A 22436-nucleotide genomic window follows, 5' to 3' on the forward strand; every position below is an offset into this window, starting at 1 on the left:
CATAGCTACGGAGCCGCCCACACGCAACTCTATCGTCATGCCAGCGAACGCCGGGATAACGCGGGCCGGTTCAATCCACGAACAACAGCGCCGGGGTCTCCACCAGCCGCTTGATCGCCTGGACGAAGCTCGCCGCGTCCCAGCCATCGACGACGCGATGATCGCAGGAAATGGAGAAGTTCATCAGCTTGGCCACGGCGATCTCGCCATCGCGGATCACCGGGCGTTCGACGACCTTGTTGGGCCCGAGGATCGCGACTTCGGGGCGATTGATCACCGGCGTCGTGGCAATGCCGCCGAGCGGCCCGAGCGAGGTGAGCGTAAGCGTCGACCCCGACAGTTCCTCGGACTTGGCCTTGCCCGAGCGCGCCGCATCGGCGAGCCGGCGGATTTCGGTCGCCAATTGCCACACATTGCGATCCTGCGCATCGCGGATCACCGGCACCATCAGCCCGGCTTCGGTCTGCGTCGCCATGCCGAGATGCACCGAACCATGGCGCGTCACCACGCCCGCTTCGTCATCATAGCGGGCGTTGATCATCGGGAATTCGGGCAGCGCCTTGCAGATCGCGACGATCAGCAGCGGCAGCATGGTCAGCTTGGGCCGGTCCCCGCGCGTCGCGTTCAAGTCCCCGCGCAGTTCCTCCAGCTTGGTGACGTCGAATTCCTCGACATAGGTGAAGTGGGGGATATGGCGCTTGGATGCGGCCATATTCTCGGCGATGCGGCGGCGCATGCCGATCACCTTCACAGCCTCGTCAGCGCGCCGGCCGCCGGCCGGGCGATAGCCCTGATGATAGGTCAGGAAGGCATCGAGATCGGCATGGCGCACCCGATCGGACTGCGCAGCCTTCACCTGGGTGAGATCGATCCCAAGCGCGCGCGCCCGTTCGCGCACGGCGGGCGACGCGAGAACCTTGGCCGTCGGGGATGCCGACGCCTCGGCCTCGCTCGTCGCCACCACAGGCGCGGGCACTGCAACCGGTTCGGGCTCGGGAACCGGATCGGGCTTCACCACCTGCGCAGCTTCGTTCGGCGCGACTTCGACATGCGGGGCTTCTGCCTCAGTGCCTTCGGCCGCCGCTTCGCCTTCCGTCTCGAACACCGCGAGTACCGATCCGATCGGGATCATGTCACCCACCGCGCCAGCGATCTCGACCACCTTGCCAGCAACCGGCGCGGTCATCTCCACCGTCGCCTTGTCGGTCATCATGTCGGCGAGCGGCTGGTCCTCCTCGACCATATCGCCGATCGCGACATGCCAGGCGACGATCTCCGCCTCGGCGATGCCTTCGCCGATATCCGGCAGCTTGAACGTGAAACGTCCCATCATCATCAATCCTGCATGACGCGCTTGAGCGCTTCGCCGAGCCGCACCGGCCCCGGATAATAAGCCCATTCCAGCGAATGGGGGTAAGGCGTGTCCCAGCCGGTGACGCGCTGGATCGGCGCTTCGAGATGGTGGAAGCAATGTTCCTGCACCAGCGCGGAAAGCTCGGCACCGAAACCCGACGTCTTGGTCGCTTCATGGACGATGACGCAGCGGCCGGTCTTCTTCACCGACGCCGCGATCGTTTCCATATCCAGCGGCACCAGCGTGCGCAGATCGATCAGTTCGGCATCGACGCCTTGGTTCTCGATCACCGCCGCCGCGACATGGACCATCGTGCCATAAGCCAGCACCGTCACATCCTCGCCCGGACGAACGATCGCGGCCTTGCCCAGCGGCACCTTGTAATAGCCTTGCGGAACCGCGCTCGTCGGATGTTTCGACCACGGCGTCACCGGGCGATCATAATGGCCGTCGAACGGGCCGTTATAGATGCGCTTGGGCTCGAAGAAGATGACCGGGTCATTGTCCTCGATGGCGGAGATCAGCAGCCCCTTGGCGTCATAGGGATTGGACGGGACCACCGTCTTCAGCCCGGCGACATGGGTGAAGATGCCTTCCGGCGACTGCGAATGCGTCTGCCCGCCGAAAATGCCGCCGCCAAAGGGCGATCGCACCGTGATCGGCGCGGTATATTCGCCGGCCGAACGATAACGCAGGCGCGCGGCCTCCGAAACGATCTGATCCAGCGCCGGATAGATATAATCGGCGAACTGGATTTCCGGCACGGGGCGCAGGCCATAAGTGCACATGCCGACCGCGACGCCGATGATCCCGCATTCGGTGATCGGCGTATCGAACACGCGCGTCTTGCCATGCTTGGCCTGCAACCCTTCGGTCGCCTTGAAGACGCCGCCAAAATAGCCGACGTCCTCGCCCAGCACGACGATGTCCTGATCGCGGCCCATCATCACGTCCAGCGCCGAATTGATCGCCTGGATCATGTTCATGGTCTTGGTTTCGGGCGCGTCGCTCATATGCCCGCCGCCTTCCGCTCGGCCGTCATCTGGGCGAGCTGTTCCTTGAGGTGCCAGGGCATTTCCTCGAACACATCCTCGAACATGCTATCGAACGGCTGCTTCAGGCCATCATGCAGGATGCCGAGCTTTTCGGATTCCTTCTGGGCCGCGCGCACCTCTTCGGCGACTTCCTTGTCCATCGCGGCGTGGCGGTCCTCATCCCAGGCCCCGATCGCGATCAGGTGCTGCTTCAACCGGGCGATGGGATCACCCAGCGGCCATTTCACATTTTCTTCCGCCGAACGATATTTGGTCGGATCGTCCGAGGTGGAATGCCCTTCGGCGCGATAGGTGAAATGCTCGATCAGGGTCGGCCCATAATTGTTCCGCGCCCGTTCCGCCGCCCATTCGGTCGCCGCATAAACCGCCAGCGTGTCATTGCCGTCGACGCGCAGGCCGGCGATGCCATAGCCGATCGCGCGTGCCGCGAAGGTCGTCGCCTCTGCCCCGGCAAAGCCGGAAAAGGACGAAATCGCCCACTGATTGTTGATCACGTTCAGGATCACCGGCGCGCGATAGACCGACGCGAAGGTGCAGGCCGAATGGAAGTCGCCCTCCGCGGTCGAACCCTCTCCGCACCAAGCTGCGGCGATGCGCGTATCGCCCTTGGCCGCGCTCGCCATCGCGAAGCCCACTGCCTGCGGATATTGCGTGGCGAGGTTGCCGGAGATCGAGAAGAAGCTCGCGCCCTTGGCCGAATACATGATCGGCATCTGGCGGCCCTTCAGCCGATCGCCCTTGTTCGAATAGACCTGGTTCATCATGTCGATGAGCGGCCAGTCGCGCGCGATCAGGATGCCCTGCTGCCGGTAGCTCGGGAACACCATGTCATCGCGGTCGAGCGCATGGGCGGCGCCGATCGCCGTCGCTTCCTCGCCCGTGCACTTCATGTAGAAACTGGTCTTGCCCTGCCGCTGGGCCCGGTACATCCGGTCGTCATAGGCCCGCGTCAGCGCCATATGGCGGAGCATGCGGATCAGCCGCTCGGGGGACAGCTTCGGATCCCACGGGCCAACGGCGCGCCCCTCTTCATCGAGCACGCGCACCAGCGCATAGGCATGTCCGGCCATGGCCGACGGATCGGCATCGATCGCCGGCCGCGCCACCGCGCCCGCCGGCGGAATATCGAAATCGTTGAAATCGACCGCATCGCCCGGCCGGAACTTCGGTTCCGGCACGTGCAAGCTCAAGGGGCGCAGGTTGCGCCCGTTTTCGCTGCTCATCCTCGTCCCATCCTTCGCCCGGATTCGGGTGCAGCGCACCGCCACCGGGATGGTTCCCTATCCCCACGGCACCGTCAACGGCACCGGATGAATATTATCGAATCGTGTAATATAATTTCTCGACGCCTGACAAGCCCCCTCGCCGCCGCGAGCATCGAGGCCCCAGTTTTGCGGCCGAACGGTCATTGTCGTTAACCCTGCGTAATATCCGGCTTTCAGGACACTCCGGCGCTCGGAGGGAACGCCACGCCCTGCCCGTTCGTATTAGTCAGTTTTCGCACTGAATTGCTGCAAATGCACATGGACGGATTAACCTTTTATCCGCTCAAATCAGCGCATTCGAATGGACAATCAGGCCCCATATGCTGCGATGCGAAAGGACTCGTGGTTAATGCGCCCCGGGTCCGACTATCATCGCTGGAAAGGGACCTGACATGGGGATATTTCGTGAATTAACACTCGCCGGGACGGCCTTGGCCGCCACGGCGGCCATCGGCACCGCACCAGCCCAAGCCGCCCTTGTGGTCAACGGCGATTTCGAGACCGGCGATTTCACCGGCTGGACGCAAGGCGGCAGCACCACTTTCGATTCCGTGACCGACGATGCCGGCGTCGTCTTCGATGGCGATTATTCCGCTCGCCTCGGCTCCCTGACGGGCAGCACGCTGACACAGGTGCTCGATGTCGTCGCCGGCGCGACCTATACGCTCACCTTCGCCCTCGCCAATCTGGACAAGGACGCAACCAACTCGTTCAGCGTGGCGCTCGGCGATACCACCTTCGCACTGCCCGACAATTTCGTGCCGTTCGATTATGGCACCTTCACCGTCAGCACGGTGGCGACGGGATCGACCCTCAACCTCGCCTTCGCATTCCTGAACGAGCCGTCCTACTGGCTGCTCGATAATGTCTCGGTCGAAGGCCAGAATGGCGTGCCCGTGGTTCCGGAACCGACGACCTGGGCAATGCTTCTGGTCGGCTTCGGCGTGGTCGGATCGACCATGCGCCGCCGCCGCAAGGTGGTCGCTTTCAGCTAAATCTCATCATCATGTGAACTGGCGGGGTCGCGGCGCAATGTCGCGGCCCCTTCACACTTGTTCGACGCAGGGAAGCCGGCAGACAGCCGCCAGCCCACCACCATCGCGATTGTGGAGCGTAAGCGTCCCGCCATGTTCCTGCGCGATCGACCGCGCGATCGTCAGGCCCAGGCCGATGCCGCCGGTTTCGCGGTTGCGCGATGGATCCCCGCGCTCGAACGGCTGGAACAACCGCTCCAGCTTGTCCTCCGACAATCCGGGGCCTTCGTCGGCAACGCGAACCACCGCCTCGCGCCCTTCCCGCTCAAGCGACAGGGCTACGCCGCCGCCATAAGCGACACCATTGTCGATCAGGTTCTGGAACAACCGGCCAAGCGCCAGCGGATCGCCCCGCACATGCAGCGGTTCGATCGTCCCTGCCGTCACCGGCCGGCCCATATCGGCTTCCTCGCGCGCCATGCCGGTCAGCAGCGTGCCGAGATCGACATCATGGATCTCGCGACTGCTCGTCGATCCGCGAACGAAGCCGATCGTCGCCGCGATCATCGCGCGCATCTGATCAATATCCGCCTGAACCTTGTCGCGCACCTCGTCGGGTGCGGCCTCGATGCGGAAGGCGATCCGGGCCAGCGGGGTGCGAAGATCATGGGCGATCGCACCGATCATCGCCGTGCGCTCGGCGACATAAGCCGCCAGTCTTTCCTGCATCAGGTTCAGCGCGTGCGCCGTCTGGCGCAATTCCGCCGGCCCCTCCTCCGCCACCGGTGGCGCCAGCGGGTCGCGCCCCATGCGTTCAGCCGCGTCCGCGAACCGCCGGATCGGCCGGGCAAGCCGCCGTGCGAACCACCAGGCGAGCGGAAGCAGCGCCAATGCGGACAGCGCAAACCACAGCATCATCCGCTTCTGCCACGCGGCGATCAGCGGCCTCGGCGGCGTCTTCACCACCCGCCAGCCATCCGCCGTCTCGACTGCCGCCACGACGGTATTGAAGAAGATCGGCTCGCCGCGCCGCATCGGCACCAGCCGATCGCGCCGCCGCAGCCGATCGTCACCGAACGATGCACGCTGATCGGGTTCGAAATAGAGCCGCACGCGATCGGCCGGCACCTTCAGACGCCAGGCCAGCCGCGCAGTGAAAGCCGGGTCGCTGGTCATGCCCGGTGCGGCCACCGGGGCAGCGGCGGTGTAGCGGACGGACAGCGCGCGTTCGCGATGCCCGTGCTCGCCCGAACCGCCCGACAATGCCTCGGCCACGTCACCCAGGCGATTGAAGTCCGGCCGGGGCGGCTCCATCACCACGAACATGATAATGGTGATGATCTGCGACGCGGCGAGGCTGGCAAGCACCAGCAGCAATGTCTGCCAGAAGATCGGCAGGCCGCGGGGCAGACGCCACGTCACTCTTCGATCACCTTCAGCGTGAACATATAGCCTTCGTTGCGGACGGTGCGGATCGGATCGCCGGGGCCGAGTTTCTTGCGCAACCGGCTGATCGTCACGTCGATGGCGCGATCGAACACATCGCTGTCCAGGCCCTTGCCATGTTCGATCAGCTGGTCGCGGGTCAGCACCCGCTGCGGCCGATCCAAAAAGCAGTTGAGCGTGCGGAACTCCGCGTCGGTCAACGGCGCGGCCGGCTGGCCGGGCCGGCTGATCGCGCGCTCGACGATGTCCAGCGTCCACTCGCCAAAGCGCCGGACGGGGCCAGCCGCGCCGCCCGATTGTTCGGTCCGGCGGCGCAGCACGGCGCGGACGCGGGCGAGCAGTTCGCGCGGATTGCAGGGCTTGGCGAGATAATCGTCCGCGCCCACCTCCAGCCCGATGATCCGATCGGTATCCTCACCCATGGCGGACAGCATGATCACGCCCGGCCCACCGGGCTTGCGCAGGCGACGCAGGATCGAAAGCCCGTCCTCGCCCGGCATCATCAGATCGAGCACCACCAGATCGAAGCGCCGTTCCGCCATCAGCGCATCCATTTCCTGCCCGTTGGCGGCACTGCTGACATTCATGCCGTTCGCGCCAAGGAAATCCGCGATCAACGCGCGAAGATCGTCATCATCGTCGACAACCAGGATACGGGCGGCGGGATCGGTCATCGTCTGGTCTCCGTCGGCGGCGGGGCCGGTGCCGGGGCCGGTTCGACAACGCAGTTCACGGCCGCCGCCTGTCTCGGCGTCATCGGCAGGGCTGCCAGCGTCAGCGCACCGGCGCCGGACTTGTCGAGCGACGTAAAGCGCGTCCGTGCGGCAGAGCGAAACTCGGTCAGCGTGATCCCCCGGTTGAAATCCTCATCCGCCGAAATCACCGGCTGGGGGATGTTGATCAGCGACCAGCGGCCCGCCCCCAGCGGCTCGCCATAAGCCGCCGCATCTTTCTTCTTCTTGCGCTTTTCCGGGGGCATGCCGGGGCGTGGGCCCCGGGCATAAAGCCTTACTTCGGGCGCGATATCACGCTCGTACCGGATCACTTCGTCGGGGATGATCTCGCCATCGCCATCGGCGTCCAGCACCGCGAAGAAGCGGTCCGCGTCGGCCATGAATTCGGCCGGCGTCAACCGGCCATCGCCATTTCCATCCGCCTTCGCAAACCAGAGATCGACCGGATAGGGCGCATCCGCCCCGGCGCGAAACGGCTCGCCCATGGGGGAGATGAACAGCTGTGGCCCCTTGGGCGGGCACGGCGGCAGCTTGGGCTTGGCCACCGCCGGCGCGGCCAGCGCAAGCGCCAGAAGGCAAAGCCGCTTCATTCGTGCCTCAGCGCGTCGATCGGGTTCAGCGATGCCGCCCGGCGTGCGGGAAAATAGCCGAATATGACCCCGATCCCCGCCGAAAAGGCAAAGGCCAGCAGGTTGATCTGCGGATCGAAGATGAAGGGCACCTGCAGGATCGGCGCAAGCACCATCGAAGCGACCAGCGCGAGCAGCAAGCCGATCACGCCACCAAGGCAGGCCAAAGCGACCGCTTCGACCAGAAACTGCAGCAGCACCTCGCGCCCGACCGCGCCGATGGCCAGGCGGATGCCGATCTCACGCGTTCGTTCGGTCACCGAAACCAGCATGATGTTCATGATACCGATCCCGCCGACCAGCAGGCTCACCGCCGCAACCGCGCCGAGCAGCGCCGTCAGGATCTGGGTGGTGCCGGACAGCGTGTCGGATATCTGCTTGGTGTCGAAGATGTTGAAATCGTCCTGCTTGGCACCGCTGATATTGCGCCGTTCGCGCAGCAGCTGCGATATCGAATTCTGCACCATCGTGGAATCATAGGCATCGTCCACCGAAACCATGATGTTGCGAATGTCGCGATTGCCGGTGAAGCGGCGCTGGACGGTCTTGATCGGCATGATCACCACATCGTCCTGATCGTTGCCGAAGCCGCCCTGCCCGCGCGTCGCCAGCGTGCCGATCACCTCGCACGACACGTCCTTGATGCGGAAACGCTCGCCGATCGGATCTTCCCGGCGGAACAGGTTCTGGACGACGGTGTTGCCGAGAATGCAGACCGCCTTGCCCGCCTGCTCCTCCGCCGGCGTGAAGATGCGCCCCGAATTCAGGTTCCACTGTTGCGCGGTGAAATAATCGCTCGTCGTGCCGTTGACCGTGGTCGACCAGTTGGCCGCATTGCGAATGGCGACGCCCGAAGACTGCGCCTGCGGGGCCACGGCACGAACGCCGGCCACCTGCGTGCGGATCGCCTCGACATCCTGTTCTTTGAAATCAGGGGGCTGCGGCCCGCCGCCTCCCCGGCCAAAACCCTGGCCGGGACGGATCTGGAGGATATTGGCGCCGAGGCTCGAAATGCTCTGCTGCACCGCAGCCGTCGCGCCATTGCCCAGCGTCACCATGGTCACGACGGACATCACGCCGATCACGATGCCCAGGATCGTCAGGAACGATCGCAGCAGGTGGCGGCGGATTTCGCGCACGGCAAGCACGATGGTCGTGCCCAGCAGCCGCATCGGTCCGCTTGATCGCGAACGGATTTCAGCGGCGGCATTGGCAATATCGGTCGTGTGCAGGTTCACGCCATCGCCCTTTCATCGATCCGTTCCACCAGGCCGTCCTTGAAGTGGACGATCGTGTGGGCAAAGGCGGCCATGTCGGGCTCATGCGTCACCATCAAAACCGTGATTCCGCTCGTTCGATTCAGATCGGTCAGCAATTCCATGATCTCGATCGATCGTTCACTGTCGAGGTTGCCGGTCGGCTCGTCGGCAAGCAGCACCTGCGGATGCGTGACGATGGCACGCGCGATCGCGACGCGCTGCTGCTGGCCGCCGGAAAGCTCGGCGGGCGTGTGATCCCACCAGTCGGCCAAGCCCACCTTGTCGAGCGCCGCCATGCCCAGTTCGCGCCGCGCCTTCTTGTCCTCGCCACGATAGAGCAACGGCAGCTCGACATTTTCGAGCGCGCTGGTGCGCGCCAGCAGGTTGAACCCCTGGAACACGAAGCCGAGATAGCGCCGGCGCAGCAAGGCCCGCTGGTCGCGATCCAGATGCTCGACATGATGGCCACGAAACAGGAACTCGCCACTGGTCGGAACGTCGAGGCAGCCGAGGATGTTCATCGTCGTCGATTTGCCGGAGCCTGACGGCCCCATCACGGCCACGAAGTCGCCCTCGTCGATGCTCAGGTCGACGCCCTTCAGCGCCTGAAAGGCGGTGGCGCCGCTGCCGAACGTCTTGGTGACGCTGCGCAGCCGGATCAGCGGTTCACTCGCCATCGGCCCCGCCTGCGGCTTCACGCGCAGCCCTCCGCTCCGCCCGGCGCTGTTCGCGCTCCTCGGGCGACATCGCATCCCACTTGGCCCGGCGCTCGGCGCGCTCCTCCGGCGACATTGCTTCACGTTCGCCGCGCCGCGCCGCGCGGTCGCCATCCGGTGCGGCCTGCGGAGCGGCGGCGGCCATGGCCTTGTCGGCAGCCGGCTTGGCAGCAGCCTCGCCCGAAGCGGACGGCGCCGCCGGCTGCGCGACATTGCCGCCATCGGGGCCGCTGTCGGGGCGACCTTCGCCACGTTCCTTGCGCTGCTCGCCGCGCTTCTCGTTGGTCTGCCCGGCCGCCAGCTGGCCGGTGATCACTTCCATGCCGTCCTTGACATCGGCCCCCGTGATCTCGGTCTCGCTGCCATTGGTATCGCCAACCGTAACGCGGATCGGCTTGGGCTTGCCATCTTCACCGACGACATAGACCGTCTGCTGGCTGCCCCGCCCGATCGAAACCTCGCGCGAGGCCCCACCGCGATTGCCCCGACGCGGCGGCGACGGCGCGAGAACGCTGGTCAGGCCACCGCGCTGGCCGCTGCCTGCGGCGGCGCGATCGGGCGAGAAACGGAGCGCCGCATTGGGCACCAGCAGCACGTCGCGCTTCTCCGTCGTCACGATATCGGCGGTCGCGGTCATGCCCGGACGCAGCAGTTCATCTTCGTTGGCGACGGTAAGCCGCGCCACATAGGCGACGACGCTGCTCGCGCTCGACGTGCTCGACGAACTGGACGAGGATGACGTGCTGCTCGCATTGGCGCCAAGATCGACGCGCTCGATCAACGCCGGGAAGGTCCGGCCAGGAAAGGCATCGACCTGGAAGGTCGCGCGCTGGCCCTGCTTGACCTGGCCGACATCGGCCTCGTCAACCTTCACCTCCAGCCGCATCCGGCGCAGATCCTCGGCAATCTGGAACAGCACCGGCGCATTGAGCGACGCCGCCACCGTCTGTCCCGGCTCGATCTGACGGGACAGCACGACACCGTTGACCGGCGATACGATCAGCGCCTTCGAATATTGGGTCTGATCGGACGAAAGCTGCGCGCGGGCCTGCGCCACCTGCGCCTCGGCCGTGCGGATGCCGGCGACAGCGCGGGCATTTTCGGCGCGCGCGGTATCGAGTTCGGTGGCCGACGGCACCTTCCCGCCCGAAAGCCGATAGACTTCCTGCAGCCGGTTGAGATTGGCGCGCGATTGCTGCGCGGTCGCCTGCGCCTGCATCACCGATGCCTGCGCCGAAGCCAGTTGCGCCTTGCTCTGATTGATCGCGTCCTGCAGCCGCGACGTATCCAGCCGGGCCAGCACCTGCCCCTTGGTGACGCGATCATTATTGTCGACAAACACCTCGGTCACGGTGCCCGACAGTTCGGAACCGACGTCCACCTGATTGGTCGGCTGCAAATTGCCGGTGGCCGATACGGTGACGGTCAGGTCGCCCCGCTTCACGCTCTGGGTGGCATAACTCACCTCGCCGCCGCTGCCCGCGATCATCCGCCAGGCGATCCAAAGCGCAAGCAGCACGCCAAGGCCAACGGCGCCCCATTTCAGGTAGCGGCCATAGCGGGAAGGCGGCTCGACGCCGAGAAATTCGTCGAGATCGGAACGCGTCGTAACGGCGGGCTGGTCCATCATGGCCTCTTGGAAAGGGCGGTCGCGGGCATCGGTGCGGCTTCCCAGCCACCTCCCAGCGCCTTGTAAAGTTGCACGGTCGCGGTCGCGCGGTTGGAACGGGCCGTCGCGCGGCTGTCCTGCGTCACCAGCAAACTGCGTTCGGATTCGAGCAGCGCCTGAAAGTCGATCAGGCCTGCGCGATATTGGCTGCGCGCCAGAATCACCGCATTTTCGGCTGCTTCGGCGGCAGTGACCACCTCACGCTCGCGCCGTTCGGCGGCGGTGAGCGCGGTCAGCGCGTTTTCCACTTCCTCCAGCGCGGTCAGCACGGTCTGGCGATAGGTCGCCAAGGCCGCATCCGCCGAGGCCCGCTGGCCGTCGATCTGGGCGCGGATCTGCCCGCCCTGAAAGATCGGTGCGGAGATCGCGCCTACGAGATTGCCGATCATCGCGCTCGGCAGGTCGGAAAAGGACGTGTCCGATCCGCTGAACGATCCGCTGAGCCGCAGCGCCGGATAAAGCTGCGCTTCGGCAACGCCGATCCGCGCGGTTTCCGCCGCCAGCGTCCGCTCCGCCGCCGCGATATCAGGCCGGCGCTGGACGATTTCGGCCGGGATGGCAGCACCCACCGCCTGCGGCGGCAACGGCACGGACCGCGCATCCGCCATCAGCGCATTCACTGCGCCTGGTGCCTCGCCCAGCAGCACGGCAATGCGGTTGACCGCATTATTGTAGCTGGTTTCCAGATTGGGGATCGTCGCCGCCGTATTGGCGCGCAACTGGCGCGACTGTTCAAGGTCGAGCGCGCTGACCAGCCCTGCCTGCACCCGCCAGCCGACAATCTCCAGCGTCTCATCCTGCGACGCCAGGTTCTTGCGGGCGATATCAAGCTGTGTCTGTGCCAGCCGCGCCGCGAGATAATTGAGGCCTACTTCCGATGCGACGCTGACCTGCGCGAAATGGAGATTGGCTTCCGAGCTTTCGGCATTGGCCCGCGCGGCCTCGATCGACCGGCGGATGCCCCCGAAGACATCGACCTCCCACGAAGCGTCGAAACCCGCACGATAGACCGTGGTATCGCCACCGCGTGAAATGGTCTGCCCTGTCGTCGGGTCGACGAAGGTGCTGCCATTATTGCCGATGCTGCGCGACGCCGATCCGCTGGCGCTCAATTGCGGCAGCGCGCCGCCCTGTTGCTGGCGCAGCGATGCGCGCGCCTGGCGCAGCCGGGCACCAGCCGCCTCGATATCGAGATTGGCCGCCAGCGATCGTTCCACCAGCTGGGTCAGGACCGGATCGTCGAAGCTGGTCCACCAACGGGCGAGGTCCACCTCATTTGCGCTCCGCTCGGCCACGAAGCGATCCGGCACCTTCAGGGATGCCGCGGCCGGTGGCCGATAATCCGGGCCGACCGCACAGGCGGACAGCAACGCCAGCAGGGCCGCCGCCCCGATCGGGCGATAGTGCGTAACGAATGTCATGCTCTTCCCATTGATAACCGATTCTTGCGGCGATGTTTCAGCGTTGAAACGGATGGCAGGTGAACCGCAGGCGAACGATCATCAGGGCGCCTCGATTTCTTCGTCCAGACCATGCGCCCAGGGTGCATGAAGAAAACGCCGGGCCAGAAAGTCGATCAGCGCCGTTACCCGCGCGGGGCGAAGCGTGCCAGGCGGTGTCACCACATGCAGCGCGGCCAGCCTGCTGGACCAGCCCGGCAGCAGCTCGACCAGCCGACCGGAACGCAATTCCTGCCACATCAGGAATTCAGGCAGGATCGCGATGCCCAGGCCATCGAGCAGGGTCGCCATCGCCACGTCGCCATTATTGACGATCAGCTGGCCGCCGACCCGCACCACGACTTCGCCTTCCAGCGGATGTTCGAACTGCCAGAGCGTCGGATTGGCAAGGTTGGAATAAAGGATCGCGCGATGATGCTCGAGATCGCGGGGATGTTCCGGCATCCCGTGGCGTTCGATATAGGCTGGCGACGCGACCAGCGGCCGCCGCACCGCGCATAACCGGCGGGCACGCAACGACGAATCCGCCAGCACGCCGATGCGCAGCGCGACATCGATCCCCTGCGCGACAAGATCGATATGCTCATCGCTCAACCGCACATCGACGGACACTTCGGGAAAGCGCGCCAGAAATTCGGGCAGCACTGGCCCCAGATGCTTGATGCCGAACGACATTGGCGCCGCCAGCTTGACCAGTCCGCGCGGCGCGCCCGAGTTTTCGGAAATCTCCTCCTCGATCGCCTCGCCCTCGGCAAGGATGCGCGCCGCGCGTTCGAGCGACCGGCTGCCATTGTCCGTCAGCGACAGGCGCCGCGAGGTTCGGTGGAAAAGCGGCGCGCCAAGCCGGCGTTCCAGCCGCTGCACCGCTTTGGAAACCGTGGCTTTCGACAGGTTGAGATCGGCCGCCGCGGCCGAGAAGGAGCCAAGGTCGGCAACCTTGGCGAATATCGCCCAGGCTTCAAAATCGGGGAGATAAGGCATGCACAAAATCCGAAACGATGAGTTTCAATCATCGCCATTTTCGCAACCATGGAAAGCGCTATTTTCACTTTCGACAGGGCCGCACGATGCGAGCCCGCCAAACATGATCCAGGGAGGTTCCCATGGCCAAGGTGCTGGTGCTTTATTATTCGACCTACGGGCATATGGAAGCGATGGCCAACGCCGTCGCGCAGGGGGCTCGCGATGCGGGCGCGCAGGTGGACGTCAAGCGCGTTCCCGAAACCGTGCCGGAAGAAATCGCCCGCGCCAACCATTTCAAATATGATCAGGCAGCGACGGTGGCGACAGTCGCGGACCTCGCCAATTATGATGCGATCATCCTCGGCACGCCCACCCGCTTCGGCCGCATCTCCTCGCAAATGGCCGCCTTTCTCGATCAGGCCGGCGGGCTGTGGGCCAGTGGCGCACTGAACGGCAAGGTCGGCTCGGCCTTCACCTCGACCGGCAGCCAGCATGGCGGGCAGGAAACGACGCTGTTCTCGATCATCACCAACCTGCTGCATTTCGGCATGACGATCGTCGGCCTGCCCTACAGCTTCCAGGGCCAGATGCGGAACGACGAAGTGACCGGCGGCTCGCCTTATGGCGCCACCACCATCGCCGGTGGCGACGGATCGCGCCAGCCGAGCGAGAATGAACTGGCCGGCGCCCGTTTCCAGGGCCGCCACGTCGCCGAAATCGCGGCCAAGTTGTTCGGCTAACCGCCGGACGGCGGGCCTTCGCCAATCCCCCCCCTGCGAAGGCCCGCCTGTTTTTTCACCCCGATCATCCCTCGGAGGACCGCATGAACGCCCCCACGCAATCGCTCAGTCCGCTGGAATGGCAGGCCGTTTCGATCGGCCTTCGCGAAGTCGAGAATTGCGGCTGCGGCGGCCTCAACCCTCCGTCGCGGCTCTCCCGGCTATGGACGCTGATCACCGGGTCCGAACCGATCCGGCCACTCGCCGATCCCCGGCTGGAGGCGCTGCGCCAGTTCGTCTGCCACCTCCACTGGGATGATCGCGAGGCGGAAAAGCTGGGGCAGGAATTGATCGGTCTGGGCTATAGTCCGGCGCAGGTCAGCGCGATCGCGGCGCTCGACCGGCCCTGAATCGGCCACCGGCACGAAATGACGAAGGATGGAACAGATGGTCGAGCTTCCCGATATCGAACATGTCATCGTGCCGCCGGTGCGTGATCTGGGCGATGGCTTCATGGTCCGCCGTGCGCTGCCCTCCGCCAAGAAACGGATGGTCGGCCCGATGATCTTCTTCGATCAAATGGGCCCGGCGACGTTCAACGCCGGCGACGGCCTTGATGTCCGCCCCCATCCGCATATCGGCCTGTCGACCGTCACCTACCTGTTCGAAGGGGAAATCCTCCACCGCGACAGCGTTGGATCGGTCCAGCATATCCGCCCGGGCGCGGTGAACTGGATGACGGCGGGCAGCGGCATCGTCCATTCGGAACGCACCGGCGATGAAGTGCGCGCGTCCGGCGGGGGGCTCTATGGCATCCAGACCTGGGTCGCGCTGCCGACCGCGCTGGAAGAAACCAGTCCCACCTTCTCCCACCATCCGGCCGAAACCATCCCCGAAATCGAAGGCGAAGGCCTGACGCTGCGGCTCATCGCGGGGGCGACCGATGGCATCCGCTCCCCTGTCCCGGCGGTATCGGACATGGTCTATGGCGATCTTCAGCTTGCCGGCGGCGCGCGCTACGCCTTTCCCGCCGAACATATCGAACGCGCGGTTTACGTGGTGGCGGGCAACATCTCGGTGGCCGGCCAGGACGGCAGCTTCGGCGAGCATGAACTCGTCGTCTTCCGGCCCGGTGCCGAAATCATCATCACCGCCAACGGCCCGACGCGGTTGATGATCGTCGGTGGAGAGCCTTTCCCCGAAAAGCGCTACATCTACTGGAACTTCGTGTCGTCCAGCCCCGAACGGCTGGAGCAGGCGAAATCGGACTGGCGCGAACGCCGCTTCGCCGAAGTGCCGGGTGAAGTGGAGTTCATCCCCCTGCCGCCGGAGCCCGCCGCCAAGGTCCGCTACCCCTGATCCATCGGCGGACGCGATCGGTTCAGGCCTCTTCGCGTTCCTTCTTCCCCCGCTCACGCAGGGTTTCCATGTCGCGGTCTAGGAAGAAATTCAGGAAAGTCCGGATCGCGGCGATAGCGGCCAGCTTGCCGATATCGTCCCACGTCGGCGCCAGCGTGGTTTCCACGATGTCGGCCGCCAGCTGAAATGTCAGGCCGGCGACCAGCCACCGCCCGAAGGACAGCCACACCGGCCGTAGCTGATCTTCCGATGCCCGGAAGAATAGCAGGCCGGCCAGCCCGATCGCGCCCTGGATCGAGCCGATGGCGATCGCCAGAATCGCCAGAATGTTGACCATCAGCGCCACATATTCGGCGATCATGTGCGCAAATTCGACCATGCCAGTTCCCCTTGCCGCGCGAAGGGTGGCCGAGTTGGCCATGGCTGCCTATCGGGAAAACCCCCGATGGTGGTGTTACATCTCGCCCCGGTCGCGGCGCAGCTTGTACCACTTGCGCACATTCGCATCATGCTGCTCCAGCGTGTCGGAGAACACGTGGCCGCCCTTGCCGTCTGCAACGAAATAGAGCGCCTTGCTCTCTGCCGGATCGAGCACCGCCTCGATCGATTCGCGGCCGGGATTGGCGATCGGCCCGACCGGCAGCCCGGCAATCGCATAGGTGTTATAATCGTTCACCGCGCGCAGTTCCGACTGGCGGATGCGCCGCCCCAGCGGCTTGCCCTTGGTGATCGGGTAGATTGTCGTCGGATCGGCCTGCAGCCGCATGCCGATGCGCAGCCGGTTCGAATAGACCGCCGCAACCGTCCGCCGCTCGGACGGCAGCGCCGTTTCCTTTTCGACGATCGACGCCAATATCACGGCTTCACGTGGGGTTTTCACAACCGTCGTCGGCTTGCGCGCCTTCCAGGCTTCGGCCAGCGCCTCGTCCATCGCCTTCTGCATGCGTGCCAACACGGCAGCCCGCTCTTCGCCGCTCTGGAAGGCATAGCTATCGGGCAGAACCGATCCTTCGGCCGGCGTCTCCACCGCGCCGGTCAGCAACGGCTCCTTCATCAGCCGTTCGCGCACCAGCACCGAAGGCATGCCTTCCGGGATCGTCACGAAACGCTGCTTCACCTTGCCGGATTGCAGCATCTCCAGGATCTCGGCGCCGGTGGCGTGGGCCGGAACCTCATATTCGCCCGTGCGGATCGGCGCATCCGATCCGAACAGCTTCGCGAAACGCAGGAAGCTGTCCTTCGATCGGATCGCCCCCTTCTCCTGCAACGCCTTCGCTGCCGAAGTGAGGCTGGCGCCCTCCGCAATCGTGATTGCCACGGGCTCTGCGGCCGGGCCGCTTATGCCCCAGTCATACCAGAAATAAGCGGCCGTCCCGATCGCCACGGCAAGGACGATCAGGAACAGACAGCCGATCCGGCCGCTACCGGAGGATCGCTTGCGCTTGCGGGCCATGCCCTGTCCTCCGGCCGGTTTGCGGTTAGATCGCGCGCATCACCAGCGAAGCGTTGGTGCCGCCGAAGCCGAACGAATTGTTCAACACGGCCTTCACCTTCCGCTTCTTGGCGACATGCGGCACCAGATCGACACCCGCGCAGCTTTCGCTGGGATTGTCGAGGTTGAGCGTCGGCGGCACGATCCCGTCGCGCATCGCGAGGATGCAGAAGATCGATTCGACCGCGCCCGCGCCGCCCAGCAGGTGGCCGATCGCCGATTTGGTCGACGACATCGAAAGCCCGCCGATGGAACTGCCGAACAGGCGGCGCACCGCGCCGAGTTCCAGTTCGTCGCCGAGCGGCGTCGAGGTGCCGTGGGCGTTGATATAGTCGATATCGTCCAGCGACAGGCCGGACTTGCGAAGCGCCATCTCCATCGACCGGAACGCACCCGAGCCTTCGGGATGCGGCGCGGTGACGTGATAGGCATCGCCCGACAGGCCATAGCCGATCACTTCGGCGTAGATCTTGGCGCCGCGCGCCTTGGCCCGCTCATATTCCTCGAGCACGACCACACCGGCACCTTCGCCCATGACGAAGCCGTCGCGATCCACGTCATAGGGGCGCGAGGCCTTTTCCGGCGTGGCGTTGAAATTGGTCGAAAGCGCCCGCGCCTGCGAGAAGCCGGCAATGCCGATTGGGCAGATCGCGCCCTCGGCGCCACCCGCCAGCATGACATCGGCATCGTCCATCGCGATCATCCGCGCGGCATCGCCGATCGAATGCGCGCCGGTCGAACAGGCGGTGACGACCGCATGGTTCGGACCCATCAGGCCATATTTGATCGAAACCTGACCCGAGATCAGGTTGATCAGGCGGCCATGCACGAAGTGCGGCGAAACCCGGCGCGGGCCCTTTTCATACAGGACGATCGATTCGCTCTCGATTCCCGGCAGGCCGCCGATGCCCGAGCCGATCGAACAGCCGGCGCGCAGGCGCTCGGCCTCGCTCATCTCGGTCAGGCCGGCATCTTCCAGCGCCTGGCTGGCGGCATCGATACCATAGACGATGAACGGATCGACCTGGCGCTGCACCTTGTGGTCGACGCGCTTATTGGCGTCGAACGTGCCGTTCGTGCCATCACCGCGCTTCACCTCGCACGCGATCGTGCAGGCATAGTCGCTGGCATCGAAGCGGGTGATCTGCCCCGCGCCCGATTTGGACGCGATGATATTCGCCCACGCCGTTTCGACATCCGCGCCCAGCGGCGTCACGAGCCCCAGTCCGGTCACCACCACGCGACGCATGGCATCCTCCAAAATCATTCAGAAAAACAAAGCGGCTCCGCGCCCCCAATGTCGATACCCGGGGTCGGGGAGCCGCTGCATGTTTCGGCCTAGCCGGATCAATCCGGCCGGTTCCGCTGGCTCAGCCCAGCCGGGCCTCAGCCCTTGTTCGCGTCGATGTAGCTGATCGCGTCCTTGACGGTGGCGATCTTCTCGGCCGCATCGTCGGGGATCTCGACGCCGAACTCTTCTTCGAACGCCATCACCAGCTCGACGATGTCGAGGCTGTCGGCGCCCAGATCGTCGATGAAGCTCGCATCTTCATTGACCTTGTCGGCCTCGACGCCGAGGTGCTCGACAACGATCTTCTTAACGCGCTCGGCGGTCTCGCTCATATTCCCAACCTTCCTTAGGGTCTGTTTGCCGCTGCCTAACGAGGCAGCTTCATGCTTGCAAGCGTGCTTTGTTCACATTCAGATCATGGCCATGCCACCGTTGACGTGCAACGTCTGTCCGGTGACATAACCTGCTTCGCGGCTGGCAAGGTAAACCACGGCCGCCGCGACGTCTCCACCCTCGCCCAATTTGCCCGCCGGGATCTTGCCCAGCAGCCCTTCTTTCTGGGCTTCAGGCAGCACATCGGTCATCGCCGACGCGATGAAACCGGGCGCGACGCAGTTCACGGTGATGTTGCGGCTGGCCAGTTCCTGCGCCAGCGCCTTCGACATGCCGACGAGCCCCGCCTTCGACGCCGCATAATTGGCCTGCCCGGGATTGCCCGTGGCACCGACGACCGACGTGATCGAAATGACGCGGCCGAACCGCGCCTTCATCATCGGCTTGGCGGCGGCGCGGATCAGGCGGAACGCGGCTTCCAGGTTGACGCGGATCACCTGATCCCACTCCTCATCCTTCATCCGCATGGCCAGATTGTCGCGCGTGACGCCGGCATTGTTGACCAGGATATCGATCTTGCCGCCCAGCGCCTCAGCCGCCTGGGGCACCAGCGCGTCCACCGCCGCCGCATCCGAAAGATTGCACGGCAGCGCCACATGATCGCCGCCCAGTTCCGCGCGAAACGCTTCCAGCTTGTCGACATTGGAGCCGGATATGGCGAGCCGCGCGCCCTGCGCCGCAAGCGCCTTGGCGATGGCCGATCCGATGCCGCCGCTCGCGCCGGTCACCAGCGCCGTCATGCCAGTCAGGTCGAACATAATCTTTTCCCTTGTTTTCAAAGCGACTTCAGCAGCGCTTCGATATCGTCCATCGAAATGATGCTGGTCGCGGTGGCATCCGGTGCGATGCGCTTGACCATCGGCCCGACGACCTTGCCGCCGAACTCGACATAATCATGCACGCCGGCGGCGAACATCGCGGCCACGCTTTCGCGCCAGCGCACGGTGCCGGTCACCTGCTCGACCAGCAATTTGCGGATGCTGTCCGGATCGGCGACGGGCGCCGCCGTCACATTGGCATAGACCGGCACGAGCGGCGCCTTGAGGTCCGCAGTCGCCAGCGCCTCGGCCATCGCATCGGCGGCCGGCTGCATCAGCGGGCAATGGAACGGCGCCGAAACCGGCAGCAGCACGCCGCGCTTGATGCCGAATTCCTTCACCAGCGCCACGGCGCGGTCGATCGCGGCCTTCTGCCCCGAAATCACGACCTGCGACGGATCATTGTCATTGGCGACGGTGCAAACATCGCCTTCGGCCGCCGCTTCGGCCAGCGCGCGTGCCTTTTCCACATCGGCGCCCAGCAGCGCCGCCATGGCGCCCTCGCCCACCGGCACGGCCGCCTGCATCGCCTGGCCGCGCCGCTTGAGCAGCTTCGCCGTCGTCGCAAGATCGAGCGCCTCGGCCGCGCAGAGCGCGCTATATTCGCCGAGCGAATGGCCCGCGACGAAATCGGCCTTATCGGCCAGCCGCACGCCGCCTTCCTTCTCCAGCACGCGCAGGGTGGCAATGGCATTGGCCATGATCGCCGGCTGCGCATTCTCGGTCAGCGTCAGATCGGCTTCGGGGCCTTCGACCATCAGCTTGAAGAGGTTCTGACCGAGCGCCTCGTCGACCTCCTGAAACACTTCGCGCGCGACGGCGCTGGCGTCCGCAAGCGCCTTGCCCATGCCAACGGCCTGGCTTCCCTGCCCCGGAAAGATGAATGCGCGCATCGGTGGTGAATCCCGTTCTACAATGTCGGTGAGAAGTTTCGCGTTAGAAACTGGGCGCAGCGCTGGCAAGCGCCGGACGCCGGATTCGCTCCTTTCATCGCCCGGGCGACCGCAGCGGCACGTCGGGGCATGCATTTACAGCCATATTGCGCTATTGTCTTGTGGTGGGGGAGCGCGAGCCTGGAGAAACGAGGTATGGCGAGCTACCGCCTATTCCTATGGTCCCGCGACGAAAACCGGCTTGAGGAGCGCATGGTCGCCACCGACACGGCTGGACTGCTCGATACGTTCGATCGAATCGGACGCTCTGCCGTGCGTGAGGCGACGCACCAGCACAACGTCTCGCCGCGCCGTTATCTGAGCGCCGCCGCGCTGGACAAGCAAGGCGATGACAGCCAAGCCGACCACAGCGCCGGACCGGCTTGCGTTTTGCCACGCCTTCCTGCATAGGCCCGCCTGCACCGGGGCGGAGGCCGAGCCTTCCGCCCTTGTTGCATTTCAAGAAAGCCGGAGGGGCGATCGCGATGGGCGCGGTCGTCAGCGATCGGCAGAAACCGAAGGACACGCGACATGCCTCTGTACGAGCATGTATTTCTCGCGCGTCAGGATCTGGCTCAGGCCCAGGTCGACGCGCTGGCGGAAGCCGCCACCAAGATCATCGAAGAAGGCAATGGCAAGGTCGTGAAGACCGAGACCTGGGGCCTGCGCGGCCTCGCCTATCGGATCGCCAAGAACCGCAAGGCGCACTATGTCATGCTCGAATTCGACGCGCCTGCGCCCGTCGTCGCCGAGCTGGAGCGCCAGACCGCGATCAACGAAGACGTCATCCGCTACATGACCATCAAGGTCGACGCCCACGAACAGGGCCCGTCGGCGATGATGCGTCGCAACGAGCGTTCGGATCGCGACGGCCGTCGCGGCGACCGTGGCGACCGTGGTGGTGACCGTCCCCGTCGCGACCGCGACGATCGTGACGCGGCGTAAGGGAGAACAGACACATGGCACGCCCGTTTTTCCGTCGCCGCAAGAGCTGCCCCTTCTCCGCGAAGGACGCTCCCCGGATCGATTATAAGGACGTTCGTCTGCTCCAGGGCTTCGTGTCCGAGCGCGGCAAGATCGTTCCCAGCCGCATCACTGCGGTTTCCGCCAAGAAGCAGCGCGAACTCGCCAAGGCGATCAAGCGCGCCCGTCACATCGGGCTTCTCCCCTACATCGTGAAGTAAGGAGCTTCGAACATGGAAGTCATCCTGCTCGAACGCGTCGAGAAGCTGGGCGCCATCGGCGATGTCGTCACCGTCAAGAACGGTTACGCCCGCAATTTCCTGCTTCCGCGCAAGAAGGCGCTCCGCGCCAATGAAGCGAACAAGAAGGTGTTCGAGGCGAACAAGGAACGCCTGATCGCCGAGAACGCGAAGCGTCGTGAAGTCGCCGAAGGCGATTCGAAGGGCGTCGACGGCAAGACCGTCACCCTGATCCGCCAGGCGTCGAACGTCGGCCACCTCTACGGCTCGGTCTCCGCGCGCGACCTCGCCGAGGTGCTCGAAGCCGAAGCGATCAAGGTCGCCAAGAGCCAGATCGTGCTCGATCGTCCGATCAAGACGATCGGCCTGCACGAAGTGAAGATCGCGCTTCACCCGGAAGTGTCGGTGACGGTCAAGGTGAACGTCGCCCGCAGCCCGGAAGAAGCCGAGCTTCAGGAACAGGGCGTCGACGTCATGGCGTCGATGTTCGAGCGCGACGCCGCCGGCTTCACCGAGGATTACGATCCCAATGCCGAGCCGGGCGAAATCGCTGCCGAAGCTCCGGCCGAGGAAGAAGCGGAGGGCTGAGCCTTTCGCTTCGGCATCGCCGAACAGAAAAAGGGCCGTCCGGAGCGATCCGGGCGGCCCTTTTCTTTGTCGTCACTTACCTGCCGCCATGGCCGGGCAGCCCCCTGCCCGCCACGGC

At 65.0% G+C, this 22436-nt stretch carries 25 protein-coding genes; 8 read left to right on the top strand and 17 right to left on the bottom strand.

Annotation, left to right across the window (positions count from 1 at the left end; genetic code table 11):
• Window positions 1-70: 70 nt before the first annotated feature.
• From CHB74_RS00995 to CHB74_RS01005, 3 genes are read right to left on the bottom strand one after another with little or no spacing between them, the layout of a single operon-like run.
• A complete protein-coding gene (locus CHB74_RS00995; protein WP_089217986.1) occupies window positions 71-1330 on the bottom strand; it encodes a dihydrolipoamide acetyltransferase family protein in 1260 nt (419 codons plus the stop codon).
• A gap of 5 nt (window positions 1331-1335) precedes the next feature.
• Entirely contained in the window at window positions 1336-2340 is a 1005-nt protein-coding gene (locus CHB74_RS01000) for an alpha-ketoacid dehydrogenase subunit beta (protein WP_089217987.1), read from the bottom strand.
• 23 nt (window positions 2341-2363) lie between these two features.
• Window positions 2364-3632, bottom strand: a complete 1269-nt coding sequence (locus CHB74_RS01005) for a 3-methyl-2-oxobutanoate dehydrogenase (2-methylpropanoyl-transferring) subunit alpha (RefSeq protein WP_089217728.1) — start codon at window positions 3630-3632, stop codon at window positions 2364-2366.
• A 434-nt stretch (window positions 3633-4066) separates the two neighbouring features.
• On the opposite strand from CHB74_RS01005, the gene CHB74_RS01010 reads away from it, so the two are divergent.
• The gene (locus CHB74_RS01010; RefSeq protein WP_089217729.1) at window positions 4067-4669 is read left to right on the top strand and encodes a PEPxxWA-CTERM sorting domain-containing protein; all 603 of its coding nucleotides are present in this window, start codon (window positions 4067-4069) and stop codon (window positions 4667-4669) included.
• A 51-nt stretch (window positions 4670-4720) separates the two neighbouring features.
• Here CHB74_RS01010 and CHB74_RS01015 read toward each other — a convergent pair whose 3' ends face one another.
• The 8 genes from CHB74_RS01015 to CHB74_RS01050 all read right to left on the bottom strand — a co-directional run bounded on the left by CHB74_RS01015 (window position 4721) and on the right by CHB74_RS01050 (window position 13542).
• Window positions 4721-6070 (bottom strand): ATP-binding protein, encoded by a 1350-nt coding sequence (locus CHB74_RS01015; RefSeq protein WP_089217730.1) that lies wholly within the window; start codon window positions 6068-6070, stop codon window positions 4721-4723.
• Window positions 6067-6768: a response regulator gene (locus tag CHB74_RS01020; RefSeq protein WP_089217731.1), complete on the bottom strand. Its 702-nt coding sequence runs from the start codon at window positions 6766-6768 to the stop codon at window positions 6067-6069. Before CHB74_RS01020 ends, CHB74_RS01015 begins: the two co-directional genes overlap by 4 nt.
• Window positions 6765-7418 carry an EF-hand domain-containing protein gene (locus CHB74_RS01025; RefSeq protein ID WP_089217732.1) on the bottom strand — a complete coding sequence of 218 codons (654 nt, stop codon included), beginning with the start codon at window positions 7416-7418 and terminating at the stop codon, window positions 6765-6767. Before CHB74_RS01025 ends, CHB74_RS01020 begins: the two co-directional genes overlap by 4 nt.
• On the bottom strand, window positions 7415-8623 hold the full coding sequence (locus tag CHB74_RS01030; RefSeq protein ID WP_179220679.1) for an ABC transporter permease: 1209 nt from the start codon (window positions 8621-8623) through the stop codon (window positions 7415-7417). Before CHB74_RS01030 ends, CHB74_RS01025 begins: the two co-directional genes overlap by 4 nt.
• Window positions 8624-8691: 68 nt before the next feature.
• Complete coding sequence (locus CHB74_RS01035; protein ID WP_089217988.1) at window positions 8692-9393, bottom strand: ABC transporter ATP-binding protein; 702 nt, start codon at window positions 9391-9393, stop codon at window positions 8692-8694.
• Window positions 9383-11062: an efflux RND transporter periplasmic adaptor subunit gene (locus tag CHB74_RS01040; RefSeq protein ID WP_089217734.1), complete on the bottom strand. Its 1680-nt coding sequence runs from the start codon at window positions 11060-11062 to the stop codon at window positions 9383-9385. The genes CHB74_RS01035 and CHB74_RS01040 overlap by 11 nt, the downstream gene beginning before the upstream one ends.
• Entirely contained in the window at window positions 11059-12522 is a 1464-nt protein-coding gene (locus CHB74_RS01045; RefSeq protein ID WP_089217735.1) for an efflux transporter outer membrane subunit, read from the bottom strand. Before CHB74_RS01045 ends, CHB74_RS01040 begins: the two co-directional genes overlap by 4 nt.
• 81 nt (window positions 12523-12603) lie before the next feature.
• The gene (locus CHB74_RS01050; RefSeq protein ID WP_089217736.1) at window positions 12604-13542 is read right to left on the bottom strand and encodes a LysR family transcriptional regulator; all 939 of its coding nucleotides are present in this window, start codon (window positions 13540-13542) and stop codon (window positions 12604-12606) included.
• Between the two features lie 122 nt (window positions 13543-13664).
• Between CHB74_RS01050 and wrbA the strand changes: the two genes are divergently transcribed.
• The 3 genes from wrbA (at window position 13665) to CHB74_RS01065 (ending at window position 15602) form a co-directional block, all read left to right on the top strand.
• On the top strand, window positions 13665-14264 hold the full coding sequence (wrbA, locus tag CHB74_RS01055; protein ID WP_089217737.1) for an NAD(P)H:quinone oxidoreductase: 600 nt from the start codon (window positions 13665-13667) through the stop codon (window positions 14262-14264).
• 83 nt (window positions 14265-14347) lie between these two features.
• Window positions 14348-14653, top strand: a complete 306-nt coding sequence (locus tag CHB74_RS01060) for a hypothetical protein (protein WP_089217738.1) — start codon at window positions 14348-14350, stop codon at window positions 14651-14653.
• Between the two features lie 37 nt (window positions 14654-14690).
• Window positions 14691-15602: a pirin family protein gene (locus CHB74_RS01065; RefSeq protein WP_089217989.1), complete on the top strand. Its 912-nt coding sequence runs from the start codon at window positions 14691-14693 to the stop codon at window positions 15600-15602.
• A gap of 22 nt (window positions 15603-15624) precedes the next feature.
• Here the strand turns inward: CHB74_RS01065 and CHB74_RS01070 are convergent, their stop codons facing one another.
• From CHB74_RS01070 to fabD, 6 genes are all read right to left on the bottom strand, one after another.
• Complete coding sequence (locus tag CHB74_RS01070) at window positions 15625-15981, bottom strand: DUF1622 domain-containing protein (RefSeq protein WP_089217739.1); 357 nt, start codon at window positions 15979-15981, stop codon at window positions 15625-15627.
• A gap of 75 nt (window positions 15982-16056) precedes the next feature.
• Window positions 16057-17055, bottom strand: a complete 999-nt coding sequence (gene mltG / locus CHB74_RS01075) for an endolytic transglycosylase MltG (protein WP_089217740.1) — start codon at window positions 17053-17055, stop codon at window positions 16057-16059.
• A gap of 25 nt (window positions 17056-17080) precedes the next feature.
• A complete protein-coding gene (fabF, locus tag CHB74_RS01080) occupies window positions 17081-18343 on the bottom strand; it encodes a beta-ketoacyl-ACP synthase II (RefSeq protein WP_089217990.1) in 1263 nt (420 codons plus the stop codon).
• A 137-nt stretch (window positions 18344-18480) separates the two neighbouring features.
• Window positions 18481-18717, bottom strand: a complete 237-nt coding sequence (locus tag CHB74_RS01085; RefSeq protein ID WP_015457105.1) for an acyl carrier protein — start codon at window positions 18715-18717, stop codon at window positions 18481-18483.
• A gap of 78 nt (window positions 18718-18795) precedes the next feature.
• Entirely contained in the window at window positions 18796-19536 is a 741-nt protein-coding gene (gene fabG / locus CHB74_RS01090) for a 3-oxoacyl-[acyl-carrier-protein] reductase (protein ID WP_089217741.1), read from the bottom strand.
• A 17-nt stretch (window positions 19537-19553) separates the two neighbouring features.
• The gene (gene fabD, locus CHB74_RS01095) at window positions 19554-20489 is read right to left on the bottom strand and encodes an ACP S-malonyltransferase (RefSeq protein ID WP_089217742.1); all 936 of its coding nucleotides are present in this window, start codon (window positions 20487-20489) and stop codon (window positions 19554-19556) included.
• Window positions 20490-20684: 195 nt separating this feature from the next.
• Between fabD and CHB74_RS01100 the strand changes: the two genes are divergently transcribed.
• From CHB74_RS01100 to rplI, 4 genes are all read left to right on the top strand, one after another.
• A complete protein-coding gene (locus tag CHB74_RS01100; RefSeq protein ID WP_144033677.1) occupies window positions 20685-20939 on the top strand; it encodes a hypothetical protein in 255 nt (84 codons plus the stop codon).
• 120 nt (window positions 20940-21059) lie between these two features.
• Window positions 21060-21473: a 30S ribosomal protein S6 gene (rpsF, locus tag CHB74_RS01105; RefSeq protein WP_089217744.1), complete on the top strand. Its 414-nt coding sequence runs from the start codon at window positions 21060-21062 to the stop codon at window positions 21471-21473.
• A 14-nt stretch (window positions 21474-21487) separates the two neighbouring features.
• Window positions 21488-21712: a 30S ribosomal protein S18 gene (gene rpsR, locus CHB74_RS01110; protein WP_010125005.1), complete on the top strand. Its 225-nt coding sequence runs from the start codon at window positions 21488-21490 to the stop codon at window positions 21710-21712.
• A 12-nt stretch (window positions 21713-21724) separates the two neighbouring features.
• Window positions 21725-22318, top strand: a complete 594-nt coding sequence (gene rplI / locus CHB74_RS01115; RefSeq protein WP_089217745.1) for a 50S ribosomal protein L9 — start codon at window positions 21725-21727, stop codon at window positions 22316-22318.
• The last annotated feature ends 118 nt before the right edge of the window (window positions 22319-22436 follow it).

This window comes from Edaphosphingomonas laterariae (assembly GCF_900188165.1).
Taxonomy (GTDB): domain Bacteria; phylum Pseudomonadota; class Alphaproteobacteria; order Sphingomonadales; family Sphingomonadaceae; genus Sphingomonas_E; species Sphingomonas_E laterariae.